The following is a 14,997-nucleotide window of genomic DNA, read 5'->3' on the forward strand; positions in this document are numbered from 1 at the left end:
ATGGTGCAGGAGGTGGTGGTGTCGTGCTGTCGGTGGTGCTGCGGTGGTGCGTGCGGGTCGTCCCGGCGGCGCCCGCCCGTCGTCGGACGGGCTCCGGCCGGACCGGCGGTCAGGCCAGGGTGGACGCCGCGGGGTCCCAACCCTCCGGGAGGGTCGGGGAGGGTGTGACGGTGCTCTCGACGAGCACCGCCTCACCACGTTCTGCCGCCTCGGCGATGGAGACCATCACGTCGAGGACGTGGAAGGCGAGGGCGCCGGGGACCCGGTTCTCCTCGCCGGCACGGAGGGAGCGGGCCAGGTCGACCACGCCGGTTCCGCGCGTGTACGTCGAGCCGACCGCGGGGATCGACTCGGGCTCCTCGGCGCCGAGCGCGTACAGCTCGGTGTCGCCGTCGAAGTCGTTCGGGTCGGGGAAGACGACGGTGCCGGTCTCCCCCGCGATCTCGACGAAGCCGGTGCGACCGCGGTCCGACTCGAACGAGAAGACGCTCTGGGCGCTGCCGCCGTCCTCGAACTCGATGAGCGCCGAGTGGTTCGTCGGGACATCGACGGGGAACTCCGTGCCGGCCTTCGGTCCGGAACCGATCGTGCGGGTCGCTCGGGACTTCGACGCGGTCGCGGTGACCTTCTGCACCGGGCCGAACGCCTGCACGAGGGTCGTGATGTAGTACGGGCCGATGTCGAACAGCGGACCGGCGCCGTACGCGAACAGGAACTCGGGGCTCGGGTGCCACGACTCCGGACCGGGGCTCTGGAACAGCGTCAGGCCGTTGAGCGGACGGCCGATGCGGCCCTCGCGGACGGTGCGGAGGGCGGTCTGCAGACCGGCGCCGAGGAACGTGTCGGGGGCGACGCTGACCGTCCGGCCCGCGGCTCGGGCGGCGTCGCGGAGCGCGGCGGCGCTCTCGCGGTCGAGGGCGTAGGGCTTCTCGCCCCAGACGTGCTTGCCGGCTGCGAGCGCCTGCAGGGCGACCTCGACGTGCGCGGCGGGGATCGTCAGGTTCACGACGATCTCGATGTCGTCGTCGGCGAGGAGCTCCTCGACCGTGCCCGATGCCGGGACGCCCCACTTCTCGGCCTGCGCGGCGGCGCGCGGCAGGTCGATGTCCGCGATGAACCGGACCGCGACGTCCGGGAAGACCGTGAGGTTCGAGAGGTACTGGTCGGAGATGACCCCGGCGCCGATGACGCCGACGCCGACCGGGCCGGTGCGGTTGGTCTCGGCGGCGGCGGGCTGCGTGCCGGCCGCGGTGGTGGTGTCGGTCATGCGCGGACCCCCTCGAGGAACGTGTACGAGTCGGCCACGGCCTGGAAGACGTCGCCGTCGTGGTCGTCGAGCTCGACGACGTGCTGCGCGTCCGGAGCCGCGGCGACGATCTCGCGCACCGGCATGATGCCGTTGCCGACCGCGACCTGCCGCTTGTCGTCGTGCGACCCGTCGCCGTCCTTGACGTGCAGGAACTGCACCTTGTCGCCGTACTTGCCGATGATCGCGACCGGGTCGTCCCCGCCGACCTGCACCCAGTAGGTGTCGAGCTCGAGCACGACGTCGTCGGACAGGGCGTCGGCGAACACCTCGTAGGCGCTCACGCCGTCGATGCGGTTCGAGAACTCGAACGCGTGGTTGTGGTACCCGAGCACGAGGCCGTGGTCGGCGGCGCGCGGTGCGAGGGCGCTGAGTTCGCGGGCGATGGCCTCGACGTCCTCGCGGGTGGTCCAGCGCGACTCGTCGATGTGCGGGTCGATGAGCGTGCCGAGCCCGACCGTGACGCTCGCGTGGAAGATGCGCTCGAGGTCCTGCTCGCCGGCGTCCAGCAGGCGTGCGTGCCCGCTCGGGGCGGTGAGCCCGGCGTCGCGCAGTGCCGCGGCCAGTCCGTCGGCGTCGTCGACGAACCCGAAGGCCTCGACGTCCGTGAAGCCGATGTCGGCGAGGCGCCGGAGCGTGCCGGGCAGATCGGCCGAGAGGGCATCGCGGACGGTGTAGAGCTGGACCGAGATCGGTTGGGTCACCAGGGTTCTCCTCGTCGAGATGGTGCGGTCGTCACTGACCGAGCGTCACACTATGACCGCTTCTGTCGGCGGTCAAGCAGAAGTCGGCGTGATCTCGACGGACTTCGTTGCGTGGCCCGTTCGATTGTGTTTCACTCGCCCCATGGTCGATCTGACTCGGACGGCAGCGTCGCCTCCGGTCGGGACGAGCGAGCTCTTCCAGATCCTCCGCGACGGTGTGCCGCGGACCCGGGCCGAGCTCGCGAGCCTGACGGGACTCGCACGCTCCACCATCGGCGTGCGCCTCGACGCGCTCGTCGACGTCGGACTCGTCGGCCCGGTCGACACCGCGGTCTCGACGGGCGGCCGTCCCCCGGCACAGGTGGCGCTGCGACCGCGCGCTCGACTCGTCGTCGCCGCCGACCTCGGCGCCTCGCACGGCCGCGTCGCCGTGACCGACCTCGTCGGCGCGCCGCTCGCCACCCGCCAGGCGCGGATCGACATCGCCGCCGGCCCCGTCCCCACGCTGACCTGGCTGGTGTCCACCATCGACGAGCTGCTCGGCGAGGTCGGCCACTCCCGCCACGACGTCGTCGCCATCGGCATCGGCGTGCCCGGCCCGGTCGAGTTCTCCACCGGCCGCCCGGCGAACCCGCCGATCATGCCCGGGTGGGACGGCTTCGACGTCCCCTCGTGGCTGCGCCAGCACATCGCCGCCCACGTCCTGCTCGACAACGACGTCAACATCGCCGCGCTCGGCGAACGGCAGCACGGCTGGCCGGACGTCGACCACCTGCTCTTCGTGAAGGTCGCCACCGGGATCGGGTCCGGCATCGTGTCCGAGGGACGGCTGCAACGGGGCGCGCAGGGCACCGCCGGGGACATCGGACACGTCCGCGTCGCCCGCGCCGGCGACGCCCCCTGCCGCTGCGGCAACACCGGGTGCCTCGAGGCCGTGGCCTCCGGGCCGGCGATCGCCCGGGGCCTGCGCGCCGCAGGCCACGACGTCCACTCGAGCGCGGACGTGCTCGACCTGGTGAACCGGGCCGACCTCGACGCCATCGCGGCCGTGCGGCAGGCCGGGCGGGACATCGGCGAGGTACTCGCCACCTGCGTCTCGCTCATCAACCCGTCCGTGATCGCCCTCGGCGGGTCGATCACGCAAGCCGGCGAGCACCTGCTCGCCGGGGTCCGCGAGGTCGTGTACTCCCGCTCGATGCCGCTCGCCACCGAGCACCTGGTGATCGCGCAGTCGCGGTCCGGGTCGCTCGCGGCGCTGCAGGGCGCGGCGGCCCTCGCCATCGGGTACGCGCTCTCCCCCACGGGTGTCGACGCCCTGGTGACCGTTACCGACGGCCGACAGCTGGTGTCCTGACGGACGGGGACGGTGCAGCGCCGGGCGTCGCTGGCAGCTCTGGCGGCTCCGGCACGGCAGTGCGTGGCGCACGGCAGAGCGGAGGGCCGCGTCCGCTCGGTGCGTCGGTTTCGTGACGTCGGTGCACGGGGGGACAATCGTGTGGTGAAGATCGTGCAGCCCACCCTGTGGGGCGACCCGGACCCGGGGCTCGAGGTGGAGTCCGTCTCCGCCGCGCCGACCGCGGCGCCCGGGCACGACGCGTTCACCGCCCTGCGCGGGCACACCGACCGCATCGTCGCGCACTCCTCCGACCGCGTCGCCTGGCTGCGCGCGCGTGCCGCGGGCATCACGGCGACCGACGTCGCACGGCTCGCGTCGCTCCACGCGGTCGAGTCCGTCGTCACCGAGAAGCGCTACGGCTCACGGTTCTCCGGGAACGCGTTCACGGAGCACGGCAAGGACCGCGAGCCGCACATCGCCGCGTGGGTGGCCGCCACCCACGGCATCCAGCCCTCGGCGCACCTGTTCCACGCCGCCACGAACCGCGCGCACCTCGCCACCCCCGACGGCGTCGGTGTCGACGGGTCCTCGCGCGTCGTGCTCGCCGAGATCAAGACGACCGGCAAGGGTTGGCGGAGCATCCCCCGCCACTACCTGCGGCAGGTCTGGTGGCAGCAGTACGTCCTCGGCGCCGACCGCACCCTGTTCGTGTGGGAACGCCACGACGGCTTCGTCCCCGTCGCCGACGAGCCGGAGTGCCGTTGGGTCGACCGCGACGACGACCAGATCCGCGGGCTCGTGCAGCTGGCCGACCTCGTGCTCGACAAGCTGCGCGGCTTCCGCTCCTAGCCCTGCACCCGCGTCAGAGCTTCACCAGCCGCAGCCGGCTCATCCCGACGACGAGCACACCGAGCAGCGCGATCGACACCGCGATGCCGATGCAGTAGATCGTCACGATGCCGTAGCCCTGCGCCGGGTCGAGGAACGGGTACGGCACCCACCCGTCCGTGGCGCCACGGATCAGCACCACCACGGACCACACGACCGGGTAGAGCACGAACCACCAGATGTGCCGGAACAGCAGGCGCGACCGGTCCGAGAACAGCAGCCAGTCGAGCACCACGTACGCGGGGATGACCCGGTGGAGCAGCTCGTTCGACCACGGCACGGTGTCGGCCGCCACGACGTTCGACAGGAGCGTGTTGTACACGATCCCCGTCGTCGCGATGTAGACCGTCGCCGCACCACGGAGCAGGCTGACCCCGAGCTGCGCGCGCTTCCGCCGCGCCGCCACGACGAGGGTCACCGCGAAGGCGACCGCCACGATGATGTTCGACTGGATGGTGAAGTAGCCGAAGAAGTTCCACGGGCTGTAGCCGGCGACCTCCGAGCTGGCGAGCCACTGTCCGACGACGGCGGCGATGGCTGCGATGACGGCGATGAGCCGCAACGAGTTCACGAGGGTGCGCACGGCTCCACGCTAGCGGGCGCTCGGGTGCCGGACGCAGAAGGACCCGCACCGAAACCGGTGCGGGTCCTCCTGGGACTGATCGGGGATCAGATGCTGTTGACGTCCAGCGGGATGCCGGGGCCGAAGGTCGTCGAGACGGCGCCCTTCATGACGTAGCGGCCCTTCGAGGACGACGGCTTGAGGCGGTTGATCTCCTCGAGCGCGGTCGAGATGTTCTCGTCGAGCTGCTCCGGCGTGAACGAGGCCTTGCCGACGACGAAGTGCACGTTGGCGTGCTTGTCGACGCGGAACTCGATCTTGCCGCCCTTGATGTCGTTGACGGCCTGCGCGACGTTCGGGGTCACGGTGCCGGTCTTCGGGTTCGGCATGAGGCCACGCGGGCCGAGCACCTTGCCGAGACGACCGACCTTGCCCATGAGCTCCGGGGTCGAGACGGCGGAGTCGAAGGCGGTGTAGCCCTCGGCGACCTTCGCGATGAGCTCGTCGCCACCGACCTCGTCGGCACCGGCGGCGATGGCGGCCTCAGCAGCCGCACCCGTCGCGAACACGATGACGCGGGCGGTCTTGCCCGTGCCGTGCGGCAGGATGACCGTGCCGCGGACCATCTGGTCGGCCTTGCGGGGGTCGACGCCGAGCTTCAGCGCGACCTCGACCGTGGAGTCGGTCTTCGAGGAACCGGTCTCCTTGGCCAGGGCGACGGCCTCGGTCGGGGTGTAGAACTTGTCGGCCTCGATCTTCGCGGCCGCGGCCTGGTAGGCCTTGGACTTCTTCGCCATGGTGGTCTCCTTGCGAGATACGTGGTTGGCGAGCCGGCGAGGCTCTCCCACGGAAAGGTGTCTGGTGGTGGGCCGGAGCCCGATCGGTGCTTAGGCCTCGACCGTGATGCCCATCGAGCGCGCGGTGCCGGCGATGATCTTCGCGGCCTGCTCGATGTCGTTGGCGTTGAGGTCGGCCTGCTTGGTCTCGGCGATCTGACGGACCTGGTCCATCGAGATCTTCGCGACCTTGACCGTGTGCGGGGTCGACGACCCCTTCTGCACACCAGCAGCCTTCTTGATGAGCTCGGCGGCCGGCGGGGTCTTCAGGACGAACGTGAACGAACGGTCCTCGTAGACGGTGATCTCGACCGGCACGACGTTGCCACGCTGCGACTCGGTCGCCGCGTTGTACGCCTTGCAGAACTCCATGATGTTGACGCCGTGCTGACCGAGCGCCGGACCGATCGGGGGGGCCGGGTTGGCGGCTCCCGCGTTGATCTGCAGCTTGATCAGGCCCGTGACCTTCTTCTTCGGTGCCATGACTTGTCTTCCTCCTGGAATCGAACGCACGGGGACCCGTGCACTCTCCCGCTGGTCCGGCGGATCCGGACAGCGGTGAAGGCCCGCTCGCACGAGGCGCGCGGGCCCAAACCCGTTCAGTGTAGTCGATCTCGGTGATCGCTACAGGATGGTGGTCGCTAGAGCTTGGTGACCTGATCGAAGCTGAGCTCGACCGGGGTCTCGCGCTCGAACAGCGAGACGAGGACCGTGAGCTTGCCGCTCTCCGGCTTGATCTCGGAGATCGAACCCGGCAGGCCCGCGAACGAGCCTTCCTTGATGGTGATCGTCTCGCCGATCTCGAAGTCGACCTCGGCGGCGGGCTGCGCCTGCAGCGAGCCGCTGCCCTTCGTGCCGCCCTTGGTCGGGGCGGCCTCGGCGACCTGCACGAGGGACTTGAGCATGCCGAACGCCTCGTCGAAGCGCAGCGGCGTCGGGTTGTGGGCGTTGCCCACGAAGCCGGTGACGCCCGGGGTGTGACGCACGACCGACCACGAGTCCTCGTTGAGGTCCATGCGGACGAGCACGTACGAGGGGATGCGGACGCGCGTGACCAGCTTGCGCTGGCCGTTCTTGATCTCGACGACGTCCTCCATCGGGACCTCGACCTGGTAGATCGAGTCCTCCATCGACATCGAGACCATGCGGTTCTCGATGTTCGACTTCACGCGGCGCTCGAAGCCCGCGTAGGAGTGGATGACGTACCACTTGCCCGGCTTCATCCGGAGCTCGGCCTTGAAGGCGTCGTACGGGTCGGCCTCGGGCGCGTCGGCGTCCTCGTCGGTCTCGGCGTCCTCGGTCTCGAGGGCCTCGTCGGCGGCGAGCGTCTCGTTCGCGGCCTCGGCGGCCTCGGTCTCGAGTTCGACCTCTTCCTCGTCCTCGACGGCCTCCACCGCGGCCTCGGCCTCGTCGGCGGTGTCCACCTCGAGTGCGTCGTCGACGACCGCGTCGGCCTCGGGGTCGCGGGACTCCTGCAGCGCGGTCAGCGCCTCGTCGAGCCCGGTGTCGACGGTGCCGTCGTCGGGCTCGGAGCCGAACCCGAGGGACTCGTCGTCCTCGTCCTCGATCGAGATCGCACGCTCTTCAGCGGACTCGACAGAGCGCCCCTCGGCGGTCTCGACGTCGCCTTCCTGGTTCTCCTCGACCTCGGAGGACTGCTCGGCAGCCGTCGCGAGGTCGATGTCGTCGCGGGAGTAGTCAGACACAGTCGATTCTTTCCGTTCGGTGGTGCGGGTCGGGGTGGCAGGCGGTCCGGATCAGGATCGAACCCGTCTCGGGCGACCGTACTCCTCGGGTCTGCCGCACTCGGCGGCCGACGTCCGGGTCAGGCCGTCGGACCGTTGCCGAAGACGTAGCCGACGCCGAGACCGAACGCGAAGTCGAGGATCGACACCAGCACCATCATCACGACGACGAAGACGAGGACGACGCCCGTGTAGCTGAAGAGTTCCTTGCGGGTCGGGGTGACGACCTTGCGCAGTTCGCCGATGACCTGACGGATGAAGAGCACGATGGCGGCGATCGGACCGCGGCGCTCGGCCCGGTCCTGCTTCGCCTTGGCGACGACGTCGTCCGCCGTCGTCTCCATGTCTTTGCTCGCCAACTTCTCAACCTTCCAGATGTGCAGGGCGGACAGGACTCGAACCTGCAACCTGCGGTTTTGGAGACCGCTGCTCTACCAATTGAGCCACCGCCCTTCGGAACGCACGCTCGTCACCGATGCGCGTTCCGGTGGTCGAGTGTACGGGAGTCCGTCACACGGTGTCCACTCGGCCGCCTCCACGGCGTGCCGCGCCGGTAGGCTCGACGTCGTGAGCACCGCAGCCCCCGGCCCCGAGTCCACCACCACCTCCGCTGCCGCGCCGACGGATCGGCCGCGCATCGCGTCCCGCATCGCCGCGATCGCCGAGTCCGCGACGCTCAAGGTCGATGCGAAGGCGAAGGCCCTCAAGGCGGCCGGCCGCCCGGTCATCTCCTTCGCCGCCGGCGAGCCCGACTTCGCGACGCCCCAGCACGTCGTCGACGCCGCCGTCCAGGCCGCGCAGGACCCGAAGAACCACCGGTACACGCCCGCGACCGGCCTCCCCGAGCTCAAGCAGGCGATCGCCGACAAGACCGCGCGCGAGTCCGGCACGACCGTCGACCCGTCGCAGGTGATCGTGACGAACGGCGGCAAGCAGGCCGTCTACCAGGCGTTCCAGACCATCGTGGACGCCGGCGACGAGGTCCTGCTCCCCGCCCCGTACTGGACCACCTACCCGGAGGCGATCCGGCTCGCGGGCGGCGAACCGGTCGAGGTCTTCGCCGGGAGCGACCAGGACTACCTCGTCACGGTCGAGCAGCTCGAGGCGGCGCGCACCCCGAGGACGAAGGCGCTGCTGTTCTGCTCGCCCTCGAACCCGACCGGCGCGGTGTACAGCGCCGAGCAGACCCGTGCCATCGGCGAGTGGGCGCTCGAGCACGGCATCTGGGTGATCAGCGACGAGATCTACCAGGACCTCGTGTACGACGGCGTCCGCTTCTCCGGCGTCCTCGCCGAGGTCCCGGCCCTCGCCGACACCACCATCCTGGTGAACGGCGTCGCGAAGACCTACGCGATGACCGGCTGGCGCGTGGGTTGGTTCATCGGTCCGGCCGACGCGGTCAAGGCGGCGTCGAACCTGCAGTCGCACCTGTCGTCGAACGTGTCGAACGTGTCGCAGCGCGCCGCGATCGCCGCGCTGACCGGCCCGCAGGGACCCGTCGCCGACATGCGCGAGGCCTTCGACCGTCGCCGCCAGGCGATCGTCGCCGGGCTGAACGCGATCCCCGGGTTCGTCACGCCGACGCCGCAGGGCGCCTTCTACGTCTACCCGGACGTCACGGCACTGCTCGGCCGCGAGTGGGCCGGCTCCACCCCGACCACGACGCTCGAGCTCGCCGACCTGATCCTCGAGCACGCCGAGGTCGCGGTCGTCCCCGGCGAGGCGTTCGGCCCCTCCGGCTACCTGCGGCTCTCCTACGCCCTGAGCGACGAGGACATCGCCGAGGGCGTCGCGCGCCTGGCGCGCTTCTTCGCGTAGTCCCCCCGCACACCGGAACGGGCCACCTCGTCGAGGTGGCCCGTTCCTGGTTCCCGGGAGGCCCGTGGAGCGTCGTGCGCGTCCGTCCGGTCCGGCGGGCGCGTCAGTCGAGCAGGTCGCCGACCACGACGGGTTCCGGGGCGAGCGCGACCCCGAACCGGTTGAGGACCGTCACCTGGACGTAGCGCGCGAGCTCGGCGACCTGCGCCGCGGTGGCGCCGCCGCGGTTCGTCAGCGCGAGGGTGTGCTTCGACGAGATCCCCGCACGCGACCCCGGGACCGCGTAGCCACGGTGCACGCCGGCGTGCTCGATGAGCCAGGCGGCGCTGAGCTTGACGTCGTCGCCGGCGGCCCACCGCGGTGCCTCGGCGGGCAGCGTCTCGGCGAAGGACGGGGACACGATCGGGTTCGTGAAGAAGGACCCGGCACTCCAGGTGTCGTGGTCGTCCCCGTCGAGCACCATGCCCTTCGACGCGCGCAGTCGCAGGACCTCGTCGCGGACGGTCGCGGGCGGCACGGGTGCGCCGAGCTCCACCCCGAGCGAGCCGGCCAGCTGGGCGTACCGGACGGCCACGCCGTCCTGACCGGCGAGGCCGAGTCGGAACTCGACGGTCAGCACGACGCCGCGCCGACCGTGCTTGAGGGTCGACGTGCGGTACCCGAGCGCCAGTTCGGCCGCCGGCACCCAGGCGCGCTCCCCCGTGGCCGCGTCGAGGAACTCGACGCGGGTGAGCACGTCGGAGAGCTCGACCCCGTAGGCCCCGATGTTCTGCACGGGCGACGCCCCGACGGTGCCCGGGATGCCGCTCAGCGCCTCGAGCCCGGTCCAGCCGTTCGCGACGGTCGTGGCGACGAACGGGTCCCACGGCTCGCCGGCGGCGACGCGGACGGTGACGCCGTCGGCGTCGCGGTCGGCGTCCACGCCGGTGGTGCGGACGAGGACGACGGTGCCGTCGAAGCCGCCGTCGGCGACGAGCAGGTTGCTGCCGCCGCCGAGGACGAGCCACTCGTGGTCGTCGAAGGCGTCGAGGGCGTGCTCGACGAGTTCGTCGGTGGTCGTCGCCGTGAGCAGCCGTGCTGCCGCCCCACCGACGCGGAGCGTCGTGAGGTCGGCGAGCGCCGGCTCGGTCACGGTCAGCGGAACACCACCGTGACCTGCGCCTTGCCGAGCACGGTCTGCCCGGCGGCAGTCACGGTGAGGTCGATGCGGGCGGGACGGCCGTCGTCGTCGACGGTGCCGACCTTGGCGACGATCCCGACCGTGGCGCCCTGCTCCGGGTCGACGACGACGGGACGGGTGAACCGCACGCCGTAGCCCGACACCCAACCGCTGTCGCCGAGCCACTCGGCCACCGGCTGCACGGCGAGGCCCATCGTGAGCATGCCGTGGGCGAGGACACCGGGCAGACCGACCGAGGTCGCGACGTCGTCGCGGTAGTGGATCGGGTTGAAGTCGCCGGAGGCGCCGGCGTAGCGGACCAGGGAGTCGCGGGTCAGGTGCACGTCGCGCTCGGCGACGACCGTGCCGACCTCGAGCGTGGTGGCGGGTGCGGCGGTCATGCGTCGTCTCCTCGGACCACGAGGGTGGAGGTCGCCGTGACGACGTGCTCCCCCGCGGCGTCGTTCATGGTGCTCCGGGCGGTGACCATGGCGTTGCCGCCGAGGGTCTTGACGCTCGTGACGGTGAGCGTGGCGGTGAGTTCGTCGCCGGCGACGATCGGCCGGTCGTAGGTGAACGACTGCTCACCGTGGACGACGCGGGAGAAGTCGATGCCGGCGTCGGGCTCGGCCAGGAGCTGCGCGAGGGTGGCTTCCTGCACGACGACGGCGAAGGTCGGCGGGGCCACGACGTCGTCGTAGCCGGCGGCGCGCGCGGCCTCGGGGTCGTGGTGGACGGGGTTGGTCGCGAACACCGCACGCGAGAACTCGCGTACCTTCTCGCGGCCGACCAGGTAGGGCTGGGCCGGCGGGAACGTCCTGCCGACGAGCTCGGGGTTCACTGACACGCAGGGCAGTCTACCGAGCGCCGCCGACGAGTCCCCGGTGCGATCGGTTACTGTGGGGTGAGTCGGTTCGGGGGGAACCGGCACCGATCTTCCGGGGATGGGGAGGGACGATGGACGCCGTCACCGAGTTCGCCGTGCACACGGGCGACCGGAGCACCGCGATGGAGGTCGCCGGAGCCGTGCTGCGGCGGTCCGGCCACCAGGTCGAACGCACCGGCGGGACGATCACCGCGACGACCGGGAACCGTCTGCTGACGATCCTGCTCGGCGTCTTCGTGCACCCGTCCCGCGAGTTCCGTCGGTACGAGGTGTCGACCACGGTGACGGGCACCGCCACGACGATCACGCTGCGCCGTGCCGCGCACGGGACCGCCGTCTCGGGCGGGAGCATCGGCGCGAGCCGACGCCAGGCTGCGTGGCACGAGGTGGCCACCGGGCTCGAGCGCGCGCTGCGGGCCGCCGGGATCCTGCTCGGGCGGACGGACCGCCGCCACTGACGCCGGCGCGACCCCGACCCGAGCCAGGCCAGCCATCCGGGCCCAGACACCGGCACCGGCTCCGGCTGCGCTCACGCCCCGGGAACGACGAAAGCCCGGCGAGCAGATCGCCGGGCTTGCGGTAGCGAGGGCGGGACTTGAACCCGCGACCCCACGATTATGAGTCGTGTGCTCTAACCAACTGAGCTACCCCGCCAGAGATCCGGAGCGACACGCGCACCGGGTCGGAGCCCCGAGTCAGGATTGAACTGACGACCCCTTCCTTACCATGGAAGTGCTCTACCACTGAGCTATCGGGGCGATGTGCCGCGAACGGCACCACACGAGGATAGCAGACCTCCGACGCTGGTCCGGAACCGGGCGTGACGCCCGGGCGTGCCGCGCCGGCGACCCCTAGTCCGCGTTGGCCTCGAGCCACGCCAGCGGGTCCACCGGGACCCCGTCGACGTGCACCTCGAGGTGCAGGTGCGGGCCGGTCGAGTTGCCGGTGCTGCCGACGAGACCGAGGACGTCACCGACGGTGACCTGCTGACCCGTGACCACCTGGAAGGAGTTGTCCTCCATGTGGCCGTAGACGCTGACGAACTGCTTGCCGTCGACGTCGTGCTGCACCCAGACGTCGTTGCCGAAGCCGCCGTCGTTCGCCTGCACCTTGATGACCGTGCCGGAGGCGATCACCCGGATCGGGGTGCCCTCTCCCGGCGCGAAGTCGACGCCCATGTGGTTCGTCGAGCAGAACGAGCAGCCCGCGACCTGGCGTCCGCCGAAGCCCGAGGTGATCGGCACGCCGGTCAGGAAGGGCCACTGGATGGAGCCGGCCGGGTCGTTCGTGAAGCTCGACGCGTCGACGTGCTGGTACTGCGTGACGTCCGACACCGTGTACTGGTCGCGTGACGTCGAACCGGCCGCGGTGTCGCCCACGTTGAGCGACTGGGTCGCACCGGCGCTGGCCCGGGCCGCGGTCGAACCGCTCTCCGGCACCCACAGTGCCTGCGCCGGCAGCGAGGTGGAGACGACGAGCCCGGCGGCGAAGAGCAGGGCGCCGACGGCGGTCACGCGCGACGCGGTCCGGCGGAAGGACGAGCCGGTTGTCGCCAGTCGGTTCGACGGTGCGGTCGCGGCGATGTGCCGCGTGGCACGGTCCACCTGCACGGGGCGGGTCCCGCGGCGACCGGCACCCCGGGCGGCCGAGGGCGACGCCGTGCCACGGCGCGACGGCGACGACACCGGGGCCACGACGGGCGACGAGGGTGCCGGCGGCGTCGCGATCCGGGACGCCGGACGTGCCGGCGCGGCCGGGGAGGTCGGAGCCAGGTCGACCGGCGACACCGGGGCCGCCGGCGTGGTCGGTGCGGCGGCGCCCTGCACCGCAGGCCGATCGGACACGGTGTGCGCGGGCCGCGCCGTCGTGTCGTCGGCGATCGCGACCGCTCCCTTCGCGGCTGCCCGCTCCGCCTCGATCCGGGCTCGTCGGGTCAGGTGGACGACCGGGGTGGCGGCGTCGACGGGACCGGGGGTGACGGCGGGCGAGAGCGGGGAGTGCGGCATGTGTGCGGTGGCGATCCTGATCGGGGCAGATGCGCTCGGAGGTAACGAGCAGATAACGGGACCTGAGCACGCTAGCAAAGGACGTCGCACGCCGCCAATCACCCGGACGACCAGGACGGCCCCCCAGACCTGGGGACCCGGGCTCAGTCGGCCAGGGCGTCGGCCTCCAGACGGCGGAGGAGGACCTCGAGGTCGTCGGCGACCGCGGGGCTCGCGAAGAGGAAGGACCGCGTGTCGCCGGCCTCCCAGATCCGGACCACGGCGCCGGCCTCGGCCGCGACGACGGATCCGCCCGCCATGTCCCACGGGTTGATGCCGCGCTCGTAGTAGGCGTCCACCCGACCCTCGCCGACCGCACAGCAGTCGAGCGACGCCGCTCCCCCGCGTCGGATGTCCCGGACCTCGCCGATGAGGCCGGCGAGGACCCGGACCTGCTCGCGGCGGCGGTCGGCCGTGTACCCGAACCCCGTCGCGACGAGGGTCTCGGCCAGGGACGCGGGCGAGGCGACGGTCAGCCGCTCCCCGTCGCGGGTCGCGCCGCTGCCGACGGCCGCGCGGAACACGGTGCCGGTCGCGGGCATGACGACGACGCCGGCCACCGGCTCCCACGTCGTGGGGTCCGGGTCGCCGCGCACCACCCCGATGCTCACGCCGTGGTCGGCGCTGCCGTAGAGGTAGTTGACGGTGCCGTCGATCGGGTCGACCACCCACGTGTACCCCGAGGACCCGGTGGCGGAGCCGGACTCCTCACCGTGGAAGGCGTCGTCCGGACGCTCGGCGGCGATGCGCGCCCGGATGAGGGCCTCGACCTCGCGGTCCGCGGCGGTGACGACGTCGACGATGCTCGACTTCCGGTCGGCGACCTCCACCCCCTCGGCGCGTCGTCGGGCAGCGAGCTTCGCCGCTTCGACGGCGATCGACTCGGCGAGGTCGGCGAACCAGGACGGTGTGGGATCGGAGGACATGCCCCCATCCTCCCGGAACACGAACGGCCCCGTCCGCAGTGGACGGGGCCGTTCCGATGGTGGCAAGTGAGGGATTCGAACCCCCGAAGGCTACGCCGGCTGATTTACAGTCAGATCCCTTTGGCCGCTTGGGTAACTTGCCATGCGCACCCAGCCGGTGTGATCACCAACCGAAGGCGCGCACAAGAGCATAGCCGATCCGAGACGGTGGTCGTGACCACGTGAGCCGATCCGACGGGCTGGAACCGGGCCTCCTGTCCGCAGATAGGCTGTCCCGCATGGCAGACAGTTCCTTCGACGTGGTCAGCAAGGTCGACAAGATGGAGGCGGAGAACGCCCTCAACCAGGCCGCCAAGGAGATCGAACAGCGGTACGACTTCAAGGGTGCCGACGCGTCGATCGCGTTCAGCGGCGAGGACGTCCTCATCAAGGCGAACTCGGAAGAGCGCGCGAAGGCCGTCCTCGACGTCCTGCAGAGCAAGGCGATCAAGCGCAACATCAGCCTGAAGAGCCTCGACGCCGGCGACCCCTACCCCTCGGGCAAGGAGTACCGCATCGAGGTGAAGTTCAAGAACGGCATCGAGCAGGACGTCGCGAAGAAGATCGGCGCGTTCCTGCGGGCCAACGCCCCGAAGACCGTGAAGAGCCAGATCCAGGGCGACGAGCTCCGGGTCTCCTCGAAGAGCCGCGACGACCTGCAGAACACGATCCAGCTCCTCAAGGGCGAAGAGTTCGACGTGCCGCTGCAGTACATCAACTTCCGCTGACGCGCAGCGCCCGAACGAC

At 71.2% G+C, this 14,997-nt stretch carries 17 protein-coding genes and 4 tRNA genes; 5 read left to right on the top strand and 16 right to left on the bottom strand.

Features of this window, described 5'->3' with window-relative positions:
• Positions 1–109: 109 nt before the first annotated feature.
• Together BIU97_RS14555 and BIU97_RS14560 are read right to left on the bottom strand one after the other, a co-directional pair.
• Complete coding sequence (locus BIU97_RS14555; RefSeq protein ID WP_071261190.1) at positions 110–1,267, bottom strand: Gfo/Idh/MocA family protein; 1,158 nt, start codon at positions 1,265–1,267, stop codon at positions 110–112.
• Positions 1,264–2,010 (bottom strand): sugar phosphate isomerase/epimerase family protein, encoded by a 747-nt coding sequence (locus BIU97_RS14560; RefSeq protein ID WP_071261189.1) that lies wholly within the window; start codon positions 2,008–2,010, stop codon positions 1,264–1,266. Before BIU97_RS14560 ends, BIU97_RS14555 begins: the two co-directional genes overlap by 4 nt.
• Positions 2,011–2,152: 142 nt before the next feature.
• Here BIU97_RS14560 and BIU97_RS14565 point away from each other — a divergent pair, with 142 nt between their 5' ends.
• Positions 2,153–3,364: an ROK family transcriptional regulator gene (locus BIU97_RS14565; RefSeq protein ID WP_175472226.1), complete on the top strand. Its 1,212-nt coding sequence runs from the start codon at positions 2,153–2,155 to the stop codon at positions 3,362–3,364.
• 144 nt (positions 3,365–3,508) lie between these two features.
• On the top strand, positions 3,509–4,195 hold the full coding sequence (locus BIU97_RS14570; protein ID WP_071262114.1) for a YqaJ viral recombinase family protein: 687 nt from the start codon (positions 3,509–3,511) through the stop codon (positions 4,193–4,195).
• 13 nt (positions 4,196–4,208) lie between these two features.
• Here BIU97_RS14570 and BIU97_RS14575 read toward each other — a convergent pair whose 3' ends face one another.
• From BIU97_RS14575 to BIU97_RS14600, 6 genes are all read right to left on the bottom strand, one after another.
• Positions 4,209–4,817, bottom strand: a complete 609-nt coding sequence (locus tag BIU97_RS14575; protein ID WP_083404838.1) for a Pr6Pr family membrane protein — start codon at positions 4,815–4,817, stop codon at positions 4,209–4,211.
• An 86-nt stretch (positions 4,818–4,903) separates the two neighbouring features.
• Complete coding sequence (gene rplA / locus BIU97_RS14580) at positions 4,904–5,593, bottom strand: 50S ribosomal protein L1 (RefSeq protein ID WP_071261187.1); 690 nt, start codon at positions 5,591–5,593, stop codon at positions 4,904–4,906.
• Between the two features lie 90 nt (positions 5,594–5,683).
• The gene (rplK, locus tag BIU97_RS14585) at positions 5,684–6,115 is read right to left on the bottom strand and encodes a 50S ribosomal protein L11 (protein WP_017888638.1); all 432 of its coding nucleotides are present in this window, start codon (positions 6,113–6,115) and stop codon (positions 5,684–5,686) included.
• Positions 6,116–6,273: 158 nt separating this feature from the next.
• Positions 6,274–7,338, bottom strand: coding sequence for a transcription termination/antitermination protein NusG (nusG, locus tag BIU97_RS14590; RefSeq protein WP_071261185.1), 1,065 nt, complete (start codon positions 7,336–7,338; stop codon positions 6,274–6,276).
• A gap of 119 nt (positions 7,339–7,457) precedes the next feature.
• Positions 7,458–7,721 (bottom strand): preprotein translocase subunit SecE, encoded by a 264-nt coding sequence (gene secE, locus BIU97_RS14595; RefSeq protein WP_175472232.1) that lies wholly within the window; start codon positions 7,719–7,721, stop codon positions 7,458–7,460.
• Between the two features lie 36 nt (positions 7,722–7,757).
• Positions 7,758–7,830 (bottom strand) — tRNA-Trp (locus BIU97_RS14600).
• A 114-nt stretch (positions 7,831–7,944) separates the two neighbouring features.
• Between BIU97_RS14600 and BIU97_RS14605 the strand changes: the two genes are divergently transcribed.
• Positions 7,945–9,195 carry a pyridoxal phosphate-dependent aminotransferase gene (locus tag BIU97_RS14605; protein WP_175472225.1) on the top strand — a complete coding sequence of 417 codons (1,251 nt, stop codon included), beginning with the start codon at positions 7,945–7,947 and terminating at the stop codon, positions 9,193–9,195.
• Positions 9,196–9,298: 103 nt separating this feature from the next.
• Here BIU97_RS14605 and BIU97_RS14610 read toward each other — a convergent pair whose 3' ends face one another.
• Genes BIU97_RS14610 through BIU97_RS14620 form a run of 3 tightly spaced genes read right to left on the bottom strand, consistent with a single transcriptional unit; the run spans position 9,299 to position 11,201 of the window.
• A complete protein-coding gene (locus tag BIU97_RS14610; RefSeq protein ID WP_083404836.1) occupies positions 9,299–10,327 on the bottom strand; it encodes a UDP-N-acetylmuramate dehydrogenase in 1,029 nt (342 codons plus the stop codon).
• Between the two features lie 2 nt (positions 10,328–10,329).
• Entirely contained in the window at positions 10,330–10,755 is a 426-nt protein-coding gene (locus BIU97_RS14615) for a MaoC/PaaZ C-terminal domain-containing protein (RefSeq protein WP_071262101.1), read from the bottom strand.
• Positions 10,752–11,201: a MaoC family dehydratase N-terminal domain-containing protein gene (locus BIU97_RS14620; RefSeq protein WP_083404835.1), complete on the bottom strand. Its 450-nt coding sequence runs from the start codon at positions 11,199–11,201 to the stop codon at positions 10,752–10,754. The genes BIU97_RS14615 and BIU97_RS14620 overlap by 4 nt, the downstream gene beginning before the upstream one ends.
• 110 nt (positions 11,202–11,311) lie before the next feature.
• Here BIU97_RS14620 and BIU97_RS14625 point away from each other — a divergent pair, with 110 nt between their 5' ends.
• Positions 11,312–11,698, top strand: coding sequence for a hypothetical protein (locus tag BIU97_RS14625; protein ID WP_071261177.1), 387 nt, complete (start codon positions 11,312–11,314; stop codon positions 11,696–11,698).
• 122 nt (positions 11,699–11,820) lie between these two features.
• Here BIU97_RS14625 and BIU97_RS14630 read toward each other — a convergent pair.
• The 5 genes from BIU97_RS14630 to BIU97_RS14650 form a co-directional block, all read right to left on the bottom strand.
• Positions 11,821–11,894: transfer RNA gene (locus tag BIU97_RS14630), tRNA-Met, on the bottom strand.
• A 32-nt stretch (positions 11,895–11,926) separates the two neighbouring features.
• Positions 11,927–11,998: transfer RNA gene (locus BIU97_RS14635), tRNA-Thr, on the bottom strand.
• A 93-nt stretch (positions 11,999–12,091) separates the two neighbouring features.
• On the bottom strand, positions 12,092–13,246 hold the full coding sequence (locus tag BIU97_RS14640) for a M23 family metallopeptidase (RefSeq protein ID WP_071261175.1): 1,155 nt from the start codon (positions 13,244–13,246) through the stop codon (positions 12,092–12,094).
• 143 nt (positions 13,247–13,389) lie between these two features.
• Positions 13,390–14,211 (bottom strand): inositol monophosphatase family protein, encoded by an 822-nt coding sequence (locus BIU97_RS14645; protein ID WP_071261173.1) that lies wholly within the window; start codon positions 14,209–14,211, stop codon positions 13,390–13,392.
• Positions 14,212–14,268: 57 nt separating this feature from the next.
• Positions 14,269–14,353 (bottom strand) — tRNA-Tyr (locus BIU97_RS14650).
• A gap of 136 nt (positions 14,354–14,489) precedes the next feature.
• On the opposite strand from BIU97_RS14650, the gene BIU97_RS14655 reads away from it, so the two are divergent.
• On the top strand, positions 14,490–14,978 hold the full coding sequence (locus tag BIU97_RS14655) for a YajQ family cyclic di-GMP-binding protein (RefSeq protein ID WP_071261171.1): 489 nt from the start codon (positions 14,490–14,492) through the stop codon (positions 14,976–14,978).
• Positions 14,979–14,997 lie beyond the last annotated feature (19 nt).

It is taken from the genome of Curtobacterium sp. MCBA15_009, from assembly GCF_001864895.1.
Taxonomy (GTDB): domain Bacteria; phylum Actinomycetota; class Actinomycetes; order Actinomycetales; family Microbacteriaceae; genus Curtobacterium.

Excerpts from the sequence above, each read along its gene's own strand:
- BIU97_RS14625 (WP_071261177.1), top strand. The coding sequence starts at position 11,312 with ATGGACGCCGTCACCGAGTTCGCCGTGCACACGGGCGACCGGAGCACC.
- rplA (WP_071261187.1), bottom strand. The coding sequence starts at position 5,593 with ATGGCGAAGAAGTCCAAGGCCTACCAGGCCGCGGCCGCGAAGATCGAG.
- secE (WP_175472232.1), bottom strand. The coding sequence starts at position 7,721 with ATGGAGACGACGGCGGACGACGTCGTCGCCAAGGCGAAGCAGGACCGG.
- BIU97_RS14640 (WP_071261175.1), bottom strand. The coding sequence starts at position 13,246 with ATGCCGCACTCCCCGCTCTCGCCCGCCGTCACCCCCGGTCCCGTCGAC.
- BIU97_RS14615 (WP_071262101.1), bottom strand. The coding sequence starts at position 10,755 with ATGACCGCCGCACCCGCCACCACGCTCGAGGTCGGCACGGTCGTCGCC.
- BIU97_RS14655 (WP_071261171.1), top strand. The coding sequence starts at position 14,490 with ATGGCAGACAGTTCCTTCGACGTGGTCAGCAAGGTCGACAAGATGGAG.
- rplK (WP_017888638.1), bottom strand. The coding sequence starts at position 6,115 with ATGGCACCGAAGAAGAAGGTCACGGGCCTGATCAAGCTGCAGATCAAC.
- BIU97_RS14565 (WP_175472226.1), top strand. The coding sequence starts at position 2,153 with ATGGTCGATCTGACTCGGACGGCAGCGTCGCCTCCGGTCGGGACGAGC.
- BIU97_RS14645 (WP_071261173.1), bottom strand. The coding sequence starts at position 14,211 with ATGTCCTCCGATCCCACACCGTCCTGGTTCGCCGACCTCGCCGAGTCG.
- BIU97_RS14555 (WP_071261190.1), bottom strand. The coding sequence starts at position 1,267 with ATGACCGACACCACCACCGCGGCCGGCACGCAGCCCGCCGCCGCCGAG.